At 73.5% G+C, this 14679-nt stretch carries 12 protein-coding genes and 1 pseudogene; 11 read left to right on the forward strand and 2 right to left on the reverse strand.

Annotation, left to right across the window (positions count from 1 at the left end; all coding sequences use genetic code 11):
* The first annotated feature begins 6 nt into the window (after window positions 1-6).
* The 9 genes from cysD (at window position 7) to KVS67_RS02015 (ending at window position 12616) form a co-directional block, all read left to right on the forward strand.
* Window positions 7-942, forward strand: a complete 936-nt coding sequence (gene cysD / locus KVS67_RS01975; protein WP_002855962.1) for a sulfate adenylyltransferase subunit CysD — start codon at window positions 7-9, stop codon at window positions 940-942.
* Window positions 942-2282: a sulfate adenylyltransferase subunit 1 gene (locus tag KVS67_RS01980; protein WP_036316896.1), complete on the forward strand. Its 1341-nt coding sequence runs from the start codon at window positions 942-944 to the stop codon at window positions 2280-2282. The genes cysD and KVS67_RS01980 overlap by 1 nt, the downstream gene beginning before the upstream one ends.
* 31 nt (window positions 2283-2313) lie before the next feature.
* Window positions 2314-3039, forward strand: a complete 726-nt coding sequence (locus tag KVS67_RS01985) for an ABC transporter ATP-binding protein (protein ID WP_036316899.1) — start codon at window positions 2314-2316, stop codon at window positions 3037-3039.
* Window positions 3029-3952, forward strand: a complete 924-nt coding sequence (locus KVS67_RS01990; RefSeq protein WP_063190238.1) for an ABC transporter permease — start codon at window positions 3029-3031, stop codon at window positions 3950-3952. The genes KVS67_RS01985 and KVS67_RS01990 overlap by 11 nt, the downstream gene beginning before the upstream one ends.
* Entirely contained in the window at window positions 3949-5217 is a 1269-nt protein-coding gene (cobA, locus tag KVS67_RS01995) for a uroporphyrinogen-III C-methyltransferase (RefSeq protein WP_063190239.1), read from the forward strand. Before KVS67_RS01990 ends, cobA begins: the two co-directional genes overlap by 4 nt.
* Entirely contained in the window at window positions 5214-6650 is a 1437-nt protein-coding gene (locus KVS67_RS02000; RefSeq protein ID WP_166437397.1) for an FAD-dependent oxidoreductase, read from the forward strand. The genes cobA and KVS67_RS02000 overlap by 4 nt, the downstream gene beginning before the upstream one ends.
* 82 nt (window positions 6651-6732) lie before the next feature.
* Window positions 6733-7368, forward strand: coding sequence for a TIGR03085 family metal-binding protein (locus tag KVS67_RS02005; protein WP_063188738.1), 636 nt, complete (start codon window positions 6733-6735; stop codon window positions 7366-7368).
* Window positions 7369-7646: 278 nt separating this feature from the next.
* The gene (gene ileS / locus KVS67_RS02010) at window positions 7647-11063 is read left to right on the forward strand and encodes an isoleucine--tRNA ligase (protein ID WP_063188736.1); all 3417 of its coding nucleotides are present in this window, start codon (window positions 7647-7649) and stop codon (window positions 11061-11063) included.
* On the forward strand, window positions 11063-12616 hold the full coding sequence (locus KVS67_RS02015; protein ID WP_063188734.1) for a folylpolyglutamate synthase/dihydrofolate synthase family protein: 1554 nt from the start codon (window positions 11063-11065) through the stop codon (window positions 12614-12616). The genes ileS and KVS67_RS02015 overlap by 1 nt, the downstream gene beginning before the upstream one ends.
* A 115-nt stretch (window positions 12617-12731) precedes the next feature.
* On the opposite strand, the pseudogene KVS67_RS14375 reads toward KVS67_RS02015, so the two are convergent.
* Window positions 12732-12794, reverse strand: a pseudogene (locus KVS67_RS14375) (hypothetical protein); the annotation flags it as partial.
* Between KVS67_RS14375 and KVS67_RS02020 the strand changes: the two are divergent.
* On the forward strand, window positions 12769-13113 hold the full coding sequence (locus tag KVS67_RS02020) for a DUF4233 domain-containing protein (RefSeq protein WP_354436019.1): 345 nt from the start codon (window positions 12769-12771) through the stop codon (window positions 13111-13113). The pseudogene KVS67_RS14375 and the gene KVS67_RS02020 sit on opposite strands and share 26 nt — an antisense overlap.
* A 75-nt stretch (window positions 13114-13188) precedes the next feature.
* The gene (gene ndk, locus KVS67_RS02025; RefSeq protein ID WP_063188730.1) at window positions 13189-13611 is read left to right on the forward strand and encodes a nucleoside-diphosphate kinase; all 423 of its coding nucleotides are present in this window, start codon (window positions 13189-13191) and stop codon (window positions 13609-13611) included.
* An 86-nt stretch (window positions 13612-13697) separates the two neighbouring features.
* On the opposite strand, the gene KVS67_RS02030 is transcribed toward ndk, so the two are convergent.
* Entirely contained in the window at window positions 13698-14357 is a 660-nt protein-coding gene (locus KVS67_RS02030) for a vitamin K epoxide reductase family protein (protein WP_063188728.1), read from the reverse strand.
* Window positions 14358-14679: the final 322 nt, after the last annotated feature.

Here is a 14679-nt window from a genome sequence, read left to right on the forward strand (position 1 = left end):
GACACGATGACCCTCACCCATGCCCCCGACCCGGGGACCGTGAGCCCCGCCGGGCCCGACGTCCAGGACGCCCTGGAGGCCGAGGCGATCCACATCATCCGCGAGGTGGTGGCCGAGTTCGAGCGCCCCGCCATGCTCTTCTCGGGCGGCAAGGACTCCGTGGTGATGCTCCACCTGGCCGCGAAGGCCTTCTGGCCGGGGAGGATCCCCTTCCCGGTGGTCCACGTGGACACCGGCCACAACTTCCCCGAGGTCCTCGAGTTCCGCGACCGCACGGTGGAGCGGCTCGGCCTGCGGCTCGTGGTGGGCTCCGTGCAGGAGTACATCGACCGCGGCGAGCTGCGTGAGCGCGCCGACGGCACCCGCAACACCCTGCAGACCACCCCCCTGCTGGACACGATCCGGACCAACCGGTTCGACGCCGTCTTCGGGGGAGGCCGCCGTGACGAGGACAAGGCGCGGGCCAAGGAGCGGATCATCAGCCTGCGGGACGCGTTCGGCCAGTGGGACCCGCGCAACCAGCGCCCCGAGCTGTGGAACCTCTACAACGGCCGTCACACCCCCGGCCAGCACGTCCGCGCGTTCCCCATCAGCAACTGGACCGAGCTGGACGTGTGGCGGTACATCGCCCGCGAGGGCATCGAGCTGCCCTCCATCTACTACGCGCACGAGCGGGAGGTCTTCCGCCGCGACGGCATGTGGCGCGCCGTGGGGGAGCACTCCCGCCCGGCCGAGGGCGAGGAGGTCACCACGCGGACGGTGCGCTACCGCACGGTGGGCGACATGTCCTGCACCGGCGCCGTCCTCTCGGAGGCCGCCACCGTCGAGGACGTCGTGCTCGAGGTCGCCGCCTCCACCCTGACCGAACGCGGGGCCACCCGCGCCGACGACCGCATCTCCGAGGCGGCCATGGAAGATCGCAAGAAGGACGGGTACTTCTGATGAGCACCGCACTGCTGGACCGGCACGCCCCCGCCGGGACCCTGTTCCGCCTGGCCACGGCCGGCTCGGTCGACGACGGCAAGTCCACCCTCGTGGGCCGCCTCCTGCACGACTCCAAGGCCGTCCTGGCCGACCAGCTCGAGGCCGTGGCCCGCACCTCCGCCGAGCGCGGCTTCGGCGGTGCCGAGGGCGGGCTGGACCTGGCGCTGCTGACCGACGGCCTGCGCGCCGAGCGGGAGCAGGGGATCACGATCGACGTCGCGTACCGGTACTTCGCCACGGACCGGCGCACCTTCGTGCTGGCCGACTGCCCCGGGCACGTGCAGTACACCCGGAACACCGTCACGGGCGCCTCGACGGCCGATGCGGTCGTGCTGCTCGTGGACGCCCGCAAGGGCGTGGTGGAGCAGACCCGGCGCCACCTCAGCGTGGTGGCCCTGCTGCGGGTGCCGCACGTGATCGTCGCCGTCAACAAGATCGATCTCGTGGACTACGCCGAGGAGGTCTTCACCGCGATCGCCGAGGACGTCCGGCGCGTGGCCCGGGAGCTCGGCCTCTCCGACGCGGTGAGCGTCCCGGTGTCCGCCCTGCAGGGCGACAACGTGGTCACCCGCTCCGAGCGGACGGACTGGTACACCGGCCCCACGCTCATGGAGCTGCTCGAGTCCCTGCCCGGGGCGGACGCCGAGGACGACGCCGCCGCCTCCTTCCGCTTCCCGGTGCAGCTCGTGGTGCGCCCCCAGGGCGCCCTGGCCCCCGGCCTCGACCCCGAGGTGTTCCGCGACTACCGCGGCTACGCCGGGCAGGTGGTCGCGGGCACCGTCCGGCCCGGGGACGCCGTCGCCGTCCTCACCCCGGGGCAGCCGGCGCGCACCACCACCGTGGTGGGCGTGGACGCCGCCGGGGAATCCCTCGAGGAGGCCTCCTCCCCGCAGTCGGTGGTCCTGCGCCTGGCCGACGAGGTGGACGTGGCCCGCGGGGACACGATCGCCGCCGCGGACACCGCCCCGCGCCCCACCGCGGAGGTGGCCGCCGCGCTGTGCTGGCTCTCCGCCGCACCGCTGCGCGTCGGGCAGCAGGTCCTCGTCAAGCACGGCACCGCCGTCGTCCGGGCGCTCGTCCAGGAGGTGGCCGGTCGGCTCGACCTCGACACCCTGCGGCTCGACCCGGCCGAGACCCTCGGGCTCAACGACATCGGACAGGTGCGCCTGCACCTGGCCGCGCCGCTGCCCGTGGAGCCCTACGCCGTGCATCGGCGCACCGGGGCGTTCCTCGTGATCGACCCCCACGACGGGGCCACGCTCGCCGCCGGCATGGTGCGCGGCGGCGACGAGGCCTGATCCGGATGACGACGGCGCGACGGGAGCGGTCATGACGGTGGTGATGGAGGACGTGGGCAAGAGCTTCGGCGGGCCCACGCCCGTGCTGGAGGACGTCTCCGTGCGGATCGAGCCGGGCGAGTTCGTCTGCCTGCTCGGTGCGTCCGGGTGCGGCAAGTCCACCCTGCTGAACCTCGTCGCCCGGCTCGAGGCGCCCACCGCGGGCGTCGTCAAGACCCCCCGGGAGGGGGCCGCGTTCATGTTCCAGGACGCCGCCCTCTTCCCGTGGCTCACCGCCCGCGGCAACATCGAGCTCGCCCTCCGCTTCGCCGGTGTGGCCGCGGGGGAGCGTCGGGAGCGTGCCGGGGAGCTGCTGCGCCTCGTCCACCTCGACGACGCCGCCGACCTGCGACCCCACCAGCTCTCCGGCGGCATGCGCCAGCGCGTCGCCCTGGCCCGGGCCCTCGCCCAGGACCGCCCCCTGCTGCTCATGGACGAGCCGTTCGCGGCCTTGGACGCGATCACCCGCGACCTGCTGCATGGGGAGCTCGAGCGCGTGTGGCGGCAGACCGGTCGGACGGTCGTGTTCGTCACCCACAACGTGGCCGAGGCCGTCCGCCTCGGCCAGCGGGTGCTGCTGCTGTCCTCACGTCCGGGTCGCGTCGTCGCCGAATGGGACGTGCCCGCGGCCGCCCGCCACGACGCGCCCGCCGCGGCCGCCCTCACGGCCGCCATCACCGCCCGACTCGGTCAGGAGATCCGTCGCCATGCGCACTGACACCCCCACCCTCGACGCCCCCGGCCGCGCGCCGGGGGCCGCCACCGACGACGAGCTGCGCGAGCTCGACAGCGGCCTCGACGCGCTCCAGGCCGTCGACTCGACCCGTCGGACGGGTCTGGCCGGGTGGGACTGGAGCCGGGTCCTGCTCCCGGTGGCCGCCGTCGTCCTGCTCGTGGCGATCTGGCAGGCCTTCGCGTGGCTGGCCGGTGCGCGCGGTGAGCCGATCACCGGTCCCGGCGACGTCGTCGGGGCCTTCGGGACGCTGTGGGCCCAGGGCCTCGTCCAGCAGGCAGTGGCGACGTCGGTGGGCCGCGCCGTCGTCGGCTTCGCACTCGCCGTGGTCGTCGGCGTCGGGCTGGGCCTGGTGCTCGGACAGGTCAGCGTCCTGCGGCGGGCGTTCGGCCCGCTGCTCACGGCCCTGATGGTGCTGCCGAACGTGGCCTGGGTGCCGCTCGCGGTGCTGTGGTTCGGCCTCAGCGACGCCACCGCGTACTTCGTGATGCTCACCGGCGCCGTCCCCGCCGTGGTCGCCGGCCTCACCACCGGCACGGACCAGGTGCCGCCGCAGCTGCGTCGCGCGGCCCGGGTGCTGGGCGCCTCGCGTCTCGAGACCGCCCTGCTGGTGGTCCTCCCGGCCGCCCTGCCCGCCTTCGTCTCCGGCCTGCGCCAGGGCTGGGCCTTCGCGTGGCGAGGCCTCATGGCCGCCGAGATCATCGCCGTCGGCGGGCCCATGGGCGTGGGACTCGGGACCCTGCTCCACGAGGGACGTGCCGCGTCCGACCTCGCCGTCGTCCTCTGCGCCGTCCTGGCCATCCTGACCGTCGGCGTCCTCGTCGAACTGACCGCATTCGGCCCCGTCGAGCGGCGCATGCTGCGCCGCCGGGGGCTGCTGGAAGGGAGCACGCGATGACCGCGTCCGATCTGTACCCCACCTCCCTGCGTCTGCTCGGCCGGCCCGTCCTGATCGTGGGCGGCGGGCGCGTGGCCGGCCGCCGCGTGGGCGCCCTCCTCGACGCCGGCGCACTCGTCACCGTGGTGGCCCCGGAGCCGGGGGAGGAGGTGGAGCGGCTCGCGGCGGCCGGCCTGCTCACCCTGCACCGCCGCCCCTACCGCCCGTCCGACCTCGACGGGGTCTGGTTCGCCCAGACCGCCACCGGCGACCGGGCCGTGGACGGGGCCGTGGCCTCCGACGCCGAGGCCCGCCGCGTCTGGTGCGTCGACGCCTCCGACGCCGAGTCCTCCGCCGCCTGGACGCCCGCCGTCGTCCGGGCCGGGGACGTGACCGTGGCCGTCAACGCCGGGGGAGACCCTCGCCGCGCCCGCGCCCTGAAGGACGCGATCGCCCTCGCCCTGTCCACGGGGCGGCTGCCGCTGCGCCGGCGGCGCGCGTCCTCGGAGCCCGGTCGCGTGGCCCTCGTCGGCGGCGGCCCCGGCGACTCCGGGCTCATCACCGTGCGCGGCCGACAGCTGCTCGCGGAGGCCGACGTGGTGGTCGCCGACCGGCTGGGCCCGCGGGCCCTCCTGGCCGAGCTGGACCCGGCGGTGCCCGTGATCGAGGTCGGCAAGGCCCCCGGGAACCACCTGGCCACGCAGGACGAGATCAACGCCGTCCTGGTCCGGGAGGCCCGGGCCGGCCGCCTCGTCGTCCGGCTCAAGGGCGGCGACCCGTACGTGCTCGGCCGCGGCGGCGAGGAGGCTGCGCACTGCCGCGCCCATGGCGTCGACGTCGAGGTGGTCCCCGGTGTCACGAGCGCCGTCTCGGTGCCCGCCGCCGCGGGGATCCCGGTCACCCATCGCGGCGTCGCCACCGGCTTCACGCTGGTGACCGGCCACGAAGAGCTGTCCGAAGTGCCCACCCGGGCCGACCACACGCTCGTCCTGCTGATGGGCGTGCGCCGGCTCGCGGACACCGCGCGCCGACTGACGGAGCGCGGCCTCGACGGTGCGACGCCCGTGGCGATCATCGAGCGCGGCTGGATGCCGGACCAGCGGGTGACCGTGGGCACGGTGGAGACCATCGCCGCGCAGGCGGCCGCCGTCGGTGTGGAGAACCCCGCCGTGATCGTCGTGGGCGACGTCGTGCGCCTGAGCCCCTACGCCACCGGCGCGCCTGCGGCCGGCATCCCTGCCCCGATCTCGACCCTGAACCCGACCTCCGAAGGAGCACGAGCATGACCCCGACCCCCTCGTCCTCGAGGCCCGACCGCCCGTTGCGCATCGCCATCATCGGTGCCGGACCCGCCGGGGTGTACACGGCGGACATCCTGACCAAGGAGGAGCGGGACTTCCGTGTCAGCATCGACCTGTTCGACCGGTACCCGGCCCCGTTCGGTCTGATCCGTTACGGGGTGGCCCCGGACCATCCGCGCATCAAGGGCATCGTGACCGCGCTGCACAAGGTCATGGACCGCGGGGACATCCGTTTCCTGGGGAATGTGGACTACGGCACGGACCTGAGCCTGGCGGATCTGCGTCGGCATTACGACGCGATCGTGTTCTCCACCGGTGCGGTGCGGGACGCGGCCCTGGACGTGCCCGGGGTGGAGTTGGCCGGCTCGTTCGGTGGCGCGGACTTCGCGTCCTGGTATGACGGGCACCCGGATGTGCCGCGGCACTGGCCGTTGGAGGCCACGCAGGTGGCGGTGATCGGCAACGGGAACGTGGCCCTGGATGTGGCCCGGATCCTGTCCAAGCATGCCGAGGACCTGTTGCCCACCGAGATCCCGGACAACGTGTACCGGGACCTGGCCGCTTCCCCGGTCACGGATGTGCACGTGTTCGGTCGCCGCGGGCCGGCGCAGGTGAAGTTCACCCCGTTGGAGCTGCGGGAGCTGGCGCATTCCCGGGATGTGGACATCGTGTTGTACGAGGAGGACTTCGACTTCGATGAGGCCTCGGAGAAGGCGATCGAGGAGAACAACCAGGTCCGCACGATGGTGGGGACGCTGACGAACTGGCTCATGGAGCAGGAGGACCGTCAGCAGAGCGCCTCGCGTCGGCTGCACCTGCATTTCCTCCAGGCCCCCGAGGAGTTCCTGGACGAGGACGGCGACGGCCGGGTGGACGGCCTGCGGATGCGCCGGATGGAGTTGGACGGCTCCGGTGGGGTCCGTCCGACGGGGGAGACCGTGGACTACCCGGTGCAGGCGGTGTACCGGGCGGTGGGCTACTTCGGGTCCCCGGTGGAGGGGGTGGAGTTCGATGAGGTGCGCGGGGTGATCCCGAACGCGCAGGGCCGGGTGCTGGACGCGGACGGTGTCCCGGTGCCGGGTCTGTATGCCTCGGGGTGGATCAAGCGGGGTCCGGTGGGGTTGATCGGGCACACCAAGGGTGACTCCCTGGAGACGATCAAGCATCTGATCGAGGACGAGCCGGGGCTGTGGCGGGCTCAGGAGCCGTCGGAGGAGTCGGTGATCGAGCTGCTCGAGTCCCGTGAGGTGCCGTACACGACGTGGGCCGGTTGGCATGCTCTGGATGAGCATGAGAAGTCCTTGGGTGCGCGGGCGACGGAGGCCGGGCCGGTGGCGCGGGAGCGGGTGAAGGTCGTGGACCGGGAGGAGATGACCCGCATCTCCCGGGAGAGCGTCCTCCTCGGCGCCGGAGGCTGAGCCCTCCCGTCGGGTGGATGCGAGGCCGCGGCGGGGCGCCACCCCTCGCCCGCGCCGCGGCCCGCTCCCTACCGTGGTGCCCATGACCACCTTCGCCGCAGCCGAACGCGCCCGCCTCGCTGACCTCCTGCTCGAGAAGGGCCCCCACGCGCCCACCCTGTGCGGCGGCTGGAGCACCCGCGACCTCGCCGCCCACCTCTGGCTGCGGGAGCGCCGGCCCGACGCCTTCGCCGCCCTGTTCATCCCGCCGCTGTCCCGCCACCTCGACCGCCTGACCGCGGCGACCAAGCGCCGCGACTACGCCGAGGTCGTGCGGGAGTGGGCCGCGGGCCCGTCGGCGCTGAACCCCATGCGGGCGGCGGACAGGCACGTGAACGCGGCCGAGCACTTCATCCACCTCGAGGACGTCCGGCGCGGCGAGTCCTCGGCCGGCGGCTCGTTGCCCGCCCCGCGCGCGTTCTCCCCGGACGAGGAGGACGCCCTCTACCGCTCGCTGCGTCGCATGGCCCCGCTGTTCCTGCGCACGTCCACGGCGCCGGTGGTCCTCCAGGGCCCGGGCCGCGCCCCGGTCACCGTCACCCGTGGGGCCGTGGCGCTGCGGGCGCCCGTCACGGTGACCGGCGAGGTCGGGGAGCTCCTCCTCTGGGCCTCGGGCCGGGACGCCGTGCACGTGGAGATCGACGGCGACGCGTCGGCGGCCGTGCGCACCGCCCTCTGACGCGCTCCGGCCCCGCGGCCACGGGCCGGCGCAGCGTCCACTACACTGGCGGGCACAGGCGTCGACCCGGCCATCACCGGCGAGCCTCCGGAAGAACGGGCCGCACGGCCCCAGTAGAACCGGACGGGTAAGCCCGTCACAGCAGTCATCAAGCGGCCAGCACCCCGGGGACCTCCCGACGCCGGCAAGCAAGGTGGTACCGCGTCCGCGGCCGGCCGGAGGGTCGGGCCCTCGGGCGTCCTTGCACGGAACCGACGCCCCGGACGCAAAGGACCCCCGTGTATCCCCTCGCCTCCTCCGCCCCTGACGGCCGCACCCCCGCCTCCCCGCGCTTCCCGGAGATCGAGCGCCGCATCCTGGCGTACTGGGACGAGGACGGCACCTTCCAGGCCTCGATCGACCAGCGTCCCGCCCGGAACGAGGACGGTTCGCAGAACGAGTTCGTCTTCTACGACGGCCCGCCCTTCGCCAACGGCCTGCCGCACTACGGCCACCTGCTCACCGGGTACGTCAAGGACCTCGTGGCCCGCTACCAGACGCAGCAGGGCCGCCGCGTGGAGCGCCGCTTCGGCTGGGACACCCACGGCCTGCCCGCCGAGCTCGAGGCGATGAAGCAGCTGGGCATGACGGACAAGTCCGAGATCGAGGCCATGGGCATCGACACGTTCAACGACGCCTGCCGCTCCTCGGTCCTGAAGTACACGGACCAGTGGCAGGACTACGTGACCCGCCAGGCCCGCTGGGTCGACTTCGAGAACGACTACAAGACCCTCACCCCGGACTTCATGGAGTCCGTGATCTGGGCCTTCTCCGAGCTGCACCGCAAGGGCCTGACCTACCGCGGCTTCCGCGTCCTGCCCTACTGCTGGAACGACGAGACCCCGCTGTCCAACCACGAGCTGCGCATGGACGACGACGTCTACAAGATGCGCCAGGACCCCTCGGTCACCGTCACGTTCCCGATCACCGGCCTCCCGGCGGACCCCGCCCTCGTGCCCGACGGCGGCGCCGACGCGGCGCTCGCCGCGCACCTGGCCGGCGTCCACGTCCTGGCCTGGACCACCACGCCCTGGACGCTGCCGACCAACGCGGCCCTCGCCGTCGGCCCGCAGATCCAGTACGCCGTGGTGCCGGCCGGCCCCGAGGGCGCGACCGCGGACGGGGACCGCTTCCTCTTGGCCGTGGACCTCGTGGGCGCCCACGCCAAGGAGCTCGGCTACGCCGACGCCGACGCCGCCCGCGCCGCGGTCACCGAGACGATCCCCGGCGCCCGCCTCGGCGGCCTGGCCTACGCGCCGCTGTTCACGGACGTGTTCGACGCCCACCGCGGGGAGACCTTCACCGTCAACGGCCGTGACCTCGGCGTCGAGGGCGCCCACCGCATCCTCGTGGACGACTACGTCTCCACCGAGGACGGCACCGGCGTGGTCCACCAGGCGCCGGCCTACGGTGAGGACGATCAGCGCGTGTGCGAGGCCAACGGCATCCCCGTGATGCTCTCCGTGGACTCCGGTGCCCGGTTCCTGCCGCTGTTCGCCCGCGAGGACGTCGGGCGCGGCGACCTGCGCGAGATCGCCGGCGTGCAGGTCTTCGAGGCCAACCGCACGATCATCCGCGCCCTGCGCTCGCTGGGCCGGCTCGCGCGGGAGGCCTCCTACGAGCACTCCTACCCGCACTGCTGGCGGTGCCGCACGCCCCTGATCTACCGCGCGGTGACGTCCTGGTACGTCAAGGTCACCCAGATCAAGGAGCGCATGCTCGAGCTGAACGAGGAGATCACCTGGATCCCCGGCAACGTGAAGCACGGGCAGTTCGGCACGTGGGTCGCCAACGCGCGCGACTGGTCCATCTCCCGCAACCGGTACTGGGGCTCGCCCATCCCGGTGTGGGAGTCCGACCACCCCGACTTCCCCCGCCAGGAGGTCTACGGCTCGCTCGCGGAGATCGAGGAGGCCTTCGGCCGCCTGCCGCGCAACGCCCAGGGCGAGGTGGACCTGCACCGCCCGTGGGTGGACGACCTCACCCGCCCCCACCCGGACCCCGAGGCCGCCGCGGCCGGTGCGGTCATGCGCCGCGTCGAGGACGTGCTGGACGTCTGGTTCGACTCCGGCTCCATGCCGTACGCCCAGGTGCACTACCCGTTCGAGCGCGCGGACTGGTTCCCCACGCACAACCCGGCGGACTTCATCGTGGAGTACATCGGCCAGACGCGCGGCTGGTTCTACACCATGCACATCCTGGCGACCGCCCTGTTCGACCGGCCGGCGTTCTCCAACGTGATCTCGCACGGCATCGTGCTCGGCTCGGACGGACAGAAGATGTCCAAGTCGCTGCGCAACTACCCGGACGTCACGGAGGTCCTGGACCGCGACGGCGCGGACGCCATGCGCTGGTTCCTCATGGCCAGCCCCATCCTGCGCGGCGGCAACCTGATCGTCACGGAGGAGGGCATCCGCGAGGGCGTCCGCCAGGTGCTGCTGCCGGCGTGGAACGCCTACCACTTCTTCACCCTCTACGCGAACACCGCGCACGACGGCGGCGCCCGCCCCGAGGGGTACCGCGCGCAGGAGCAGCACACCGCCGAGGACCCCCTGGACCAGTACATCCTGGCCGCCACGGGCCGCATGCTGCGGGAGGTCAAGACCGGCCTGGACGCCTACGAGGTCTCGGACGCCACGGACGCGCTGCGCGGCTTCATGGACACGCTGACCAACTGGTACATCCGCCGGTCCCGTGAGCGGTTCTTCGACGAGGACACCGTCGCCTTCGACGTCCTCTACACCGTCCTGGAGGCCTTCGCCCGGGCCGCCGCACCGCTGATGCCGCTGATCGCCGAGGAGATCTGGCGCGGTCTCACCGGTGGCCGCTCGGTCCACCTGACCGACTACCCGGACGCCGACCTGTTCCCGCACGGGCCCGAGGCGGACTCCCTCGTGGCCCGGATGGACGCGGTGCGCCGCATCAGCTCGGCCGGCTCGGCCCTGCGCAAGGGGGCCGGGCGCCGGGTGCGCCTGCCGCTGCCCCGCCTGTCCGTCGTCGTCCCGGACGCGGCGGGCCTCGAGGGCACCTACGCCCGCATCGTGGCGGACGAGCTGAACCTCAAGGACGTCGAGCTCACCGAGCTCTCGGAGGCGGCGATCGCCCGCTACGGCATCGGCACGGAGCTGAAGCTGAACTTCCGCGAGCTCGGCAAGGCGTTCGGCAGGCAGGTGCCGCTCGTGAAGCAGGCGGTCGACGCCGGCGCGTACGAGGAGACGGCCGAGGGCCTGGCGGTCACGCTCGCCGACGGTGAGACCGTGACCCTGGCCCCCGCGCTCTACGAGCTGCGCACCGTCTCCACCGGTGCCCCCGAGGGGACCGCGGTGGGCGTGCTGCCCGGCACCGCCGGCTTCCTCGTGCTGGACACCGAGGTCTCCGCGGGGCTGGCCGCCGAGGGCACCGCCCGGGACGTGGTCCGCGCCGTCCAGGCGGCCCGCAAGGACGCCGGCCTGGACGTCTCCGACCGCGTGCGCACGCGGATCGAGGGCCCCACCGCCGTGGTGGCGGCGCTCGAGGCCCACCGCGGTCTCGTCGCGGAGGAGACCCTCACGGTGGACCTGGAGCTCGTGGACTCCGGCGCGGCCGACCCGCGCAAGGACCCGGCCGACGACGCCATGAAGACCGTGGCCGTCACCGTCGCGAAGGCGGACGCGTGATGCGCGGGGACGTCCCGGGCACGGTCGAGGAGGTCTACCGGGACCTGCTCGCCCGCGCTCCGGAGAACAAGATGCAGCCGCGGCTCGAGCCGATGCGGCGCGTGCTCGCGCTGCTCGGCGACCCGCAGCACGCGGCCCCGGTGATCCACCTGACCGGCACCAACGGCAAGACGTCCACGGCGCGGATGGTCGAGGCCGTCCTGCGTGCCTACGGGCTGCGCACCGGGCGCTACACCTCGCCGCACCTGCAGCGCGTCACGGAGCGGATCAGCATCGACGGCGCCCCGGTGGCCGACGAGACCTTCGTGCGCGTGTGGGGGGAGATCCTCCCGATCGTGCAGACCGTGGACGCGGAGCTCGAGGCCGCGGGCGAGGTCCCGCTGACGTACTTCGAGGCGGTCACCACGCTGGGCTTCGCGGTGTTCGCGGACGAGCCCGTCGAGGTCGTCGTCCTGGAGGTGGGCCTCGGGGGTGTGACGGACGCGACCAACGTCGCGGACGCCGTCGTCTCCGTGGTCACCCCCATCTCCCTGGACCACACGGACCTGCTGGGGGAGACCGAGGCCGAGATCGCCGAGGAGAAGGCCGGCATCATCAAGCCCGGCGGCGCCCTCGTCTCCGCCGCCCAGGAGCGCGACGCCGCCCAGGTGCTGCTCGAGGCGGCCCGGGCGGCCGACGTGCCGTTCCGCTTCGAGGGCGTCGAGTTCGGCGTGCTCGAGCGCTCCCTGGCCGTGGGCGGCCAGCAGGTGTCCGTGCGTGGCCTCGCGGCCGAGTACCGGGACCTGTTCCTGCCGCTGCTCGGGGAGCACCAGGCGCAGAACCTCGCGGTGGCCGTGGCGGCCCTGGAGATGTTCCTGGGCGGCGGCGTGCGACCGCTGGACGAGGAGCTGCTGCGCGAGGGGCTGTCCCAGGTCACCTCGCCCGGCCGGCTCGAGGTGCTGCGCACCGCCCCCACGCTCATCGTGGACGCCGCCCACAACCCGGACGGCGTGCGGGCCACGGCCCGTGCGGTGCAGGAGGCGTTCGGCTTCACCCGCCTCTCGCTGGTCGTCGGGATCCTCCAGGAGAAGGACGCGCCGGGCATGCTCGCGGCGCTCTACCGGGCGTTCGGCGACGACGTGGAGGACCTCGCGGTGACGCAGTCCTCCTCGGCCCGCGCCATCCCGGCCGGGGAGCTGGCCCGCATGGCCGTCGACGCCGGCTGGCCCGAGGACGACGTGTACGCCACCGAGTCCGTGCCGGACGCCCTCGAGTGGGCGGTCGGCCGCGCGGAGGCCCTCGAGACGAGCGCGGACGAACTGGCCTCCGGCACCGGCGGCGGCGTGCTCGTGCTCGGCTCGATCACCCTGGCCGCCGAGGTCCGCACCCTCGTGGGCGAGCCCCGCCATGCCGGCCCCGTCACCGTGGCCGCCCGCGGCCTCGACCCCGCCGACCTGCTCGACGCCGTCGGGCTGGCGGACGCCGACGAGGACGACCTGGACCCGGAGATCCTCGAGCTGCTCGAGGACCGCGACGACGCCGGCGCCCGCCGCCGGCCGGAGGAGGACCGATGACCGACGACCAGCCGGAGGCCGGAGGCGCCACGGAGCAGGGGCGCTTCGGCGACGAGCCCTGGCGCCCCGCGCGCGAGACGCGAGCCCAGCGGCAGTGGCGCCCCGGCACTCGTCGGCGCCGCCGCTCCGTGCGCGCCCTGTTCACCTCCACGATCCTCATGCTCGAGGCGGTGCTCATCTTCTTCCTCGGACTCATGCTGTTCGGCATGCACCGGGACGAGCCGGGCGCCTGGTGGTTCGTGGCGGGCTACTCCGCGCTGGCCGTCGTCGCGGTGCTGACCTGCGCCCTGGTGCGCAAGCCCGTCGGCATCGCAATCGGCTGGGCGATCCAGGCCGTCCTGCTGGCCTCCGGCTTCTGGGAGTACTCGATGTTCGTGGTGGGGGCCCTCTTCGCGCTGACGTGGGCGTACGCCGTGATCAAGGGCGGTGCCATGGACGTCGAGAACGCCCAGCGCGACCGCCTCGAGGCCGCCTGGGAGGCCGAGCACGGACGCTGAGACCCGGGCCCCACTAGGGTGGGGCGGGAACCGGACCGCGCTCGCGGCCGTCCGACGACGCTAGGAGCACACCCCATGACGCACCACACCGAAGAGACCCTCGTCCTCATCAAGCCGGACGGGGTGGCCCGCAACCTGGTCGGCGAGATCCTCGCGCGCATCGAGCGCAAGGGCTACGTGATCGCCGATCTGAAGATGCTCACGCCCACCCGCGCCATGCTGGAGCGGCACTACGAGGAGCACCAGGGCAAGCCGTTCTTCGAGCCGTTGGTGGCGTTCATGACCTCCGGCCCCGTCGTGGCGGCGCGCGTCACGGGCGATTCGGTGATCGAGGGCTTCCGCTCGCTGGCCGGCAAGACCGATCCCACCGTGGCCGCCCCGGGCACCATCCGCGGCGACCTGGGCCGGGACTGGGGCGAGGCCGTCCAGAAGAACCTCGTCCACGGTTCGGACTCGACCCTCTCGGCCGAGCGCGAGCTCGCGATCTGGTTCGGCTGAGCCCGGTCCGGGCCCGCACGACGGCGGCCGGTCACCCTGGTGGGGTGACCGGCCGCCGTCGTCGTGTCCGGTGGGGGAGCTTAGGCTCAGTCGATCCCGATGACCCCGAGGCCCAGTTCCAGCAGGATCGAGGCGAACACCAGGACGTAGAGGAGCACGATCACGGGCCAGGCCAAGTCCCGGGCGAGGCGGACGAGACCGGCCGGGGCCGGCAGCGTGCCGGTCTGCAGGTTCCGGGACGTCACGAGCACGAGCTGGGCGATGACCATGGCCCACACGATCATGCAGTAGAGGCAGAGGGTGCCGATGCTGTAGACGGCCGAGTACCAGAGCCACACGCAGAACGCGAAGCCCGCCAGGATCCCCGCGTTCATCAGCAGCCAGTACCAGCGGGCGAAGCGGGCGCCGGCGAGCAGGGACACCGCCACGGTGATGAGCACGGAGAACGCGACCACCCCGATGTACGTGTTCGGGAAGCCGAAGGTGTGGGCCTGCCACGACTGCATCACCTGGCCGCAGGACACCCACGGGTTGAGGTCGCAGGACGTGCGGTGCGTCGGGTCCGCGGTGAGGAGCGCGCGCTCGACGATGATGATGATCGTCGCCGCCAGCGCCACGAGCGAGGTGATCAGCAGCAGCGCCGCCGTGCCCGCGGGCCGGGCGTACCAGGTGAGCCGGGCCTCCTCGGCGGGGACGTCGTCGGCAGGGGAGAGGCGGACGTCGTCCGTCAGCGGGGTCGCAGGCATGGACACGATTCTAGGCGCATGCCCGGGGCGGATGTGAGAGAATCGGCCCTGGCCGTCCCGTGGCCACACCGCGGGGCAGCCCGCTGCGCGCCCGACGTCGGGCCGCCGCCGAGGCGCCCCCGCGTCGAGCATCGTGCGGGAGGTGGACGCCGGGCCCCGCCCGCGTGCGTCCGTGCGCCGGCCGGCGGACGGCACGTGACGCCCAGGCCCCGATCTCGAGGGCGCAGCGGTTCCGCGCCGGGCCCTGACGGTCGACGCGGTCCACCCGATGACTTCTCGGAGTCCGCCTCCCGGCGCACCCGTGGCGCACGGCGCCCGGGGC

This window comes from Micrococcus sp. GbtcB5 (genome assembly GCF_019091605.1).
Classification (GTDB): Bacteria; Actinomycetota; Actinomycetes; order Actinomycetales; family Micrococcaceae; genus Micrococcus; species Micrococcus luteus.

What these genes read in the sequence shown, in the direction of transcription:
- cysD (WP_002855962.1), top strand. Translation starts at nt 7, where the DNA reads ATGACCCTCACCCATGCCCCCGACCCGGGGACCGTGAGCCCCGCCGGG.
- KVS67_RS01980 (WP_036316896.1), top strand. Translation starts at nt 942, where the DNA reads ATGAGCACCGCACTGCTGGACCGGCACGCCCCCGCCGGGACCCTGTTC.
- KVS67_RS01985 (WP_036316899.1), top strand. Translation starts at nt 2,314, where the DNA reads ATGACGGTGGTGATGGAGGACGTGGGCAAGAGCTTCGGCGGGCCCACG.
- KVS67_RS01990 (WP_063190238.1), top strand. Translation starts at nt 3,029, where the DNA reads ATGCGCACTGACACCCCCACCCTCGACGCCCCCGGCCGCGCGCCGGGG.
- cobA (WP_063190239.1), top strand. Translation starts at nt 3,949, where the DNA reads ATGACCGCGTCCGATCTGTACCCCACCTCCCTGCGTCTGCTCGGCCGG.
- KVS67_RS02000 (WP_166437397.1), top strand. Translation starts at nt 5,214, where the DNA reads ATGACCCCGACCCCCTCGTCCTCGAGGCCCGACCGCCCGTTGCGCATC.
- KVS67_RS02005 (WP_063188738.1), top strand. Translation starts at nt 6,733, where the DNA reads ATGACCACCTTCGCCGCAGCCGAACGCGCCCGCCTCGCTGACCTCCTG.
- KVS67_RS02015 (WP_063188734.1), top strand. Translation starts at nt 11,063, where the DNA reads ATGCGCGGGGACGTCCCGGGCACGGTCGAGGAGGTCTACCGGGACCTG.
- ndk (WP_063188730.1), top strand. Translation starts at nt 13,189, where the DNA reads ATGACGCACCACACCGAAGAGACCCTCGTCCTCATCAAGCCGGACGGG.
- KVS67_RS02030 (WP_063188728.1), bottom strand. Translation starts at nt 14,357, where the DNA reads ATGCCTGCGACCCCGCTGACGGACGACGTCCGCCTCTCCCCTGCCGAC.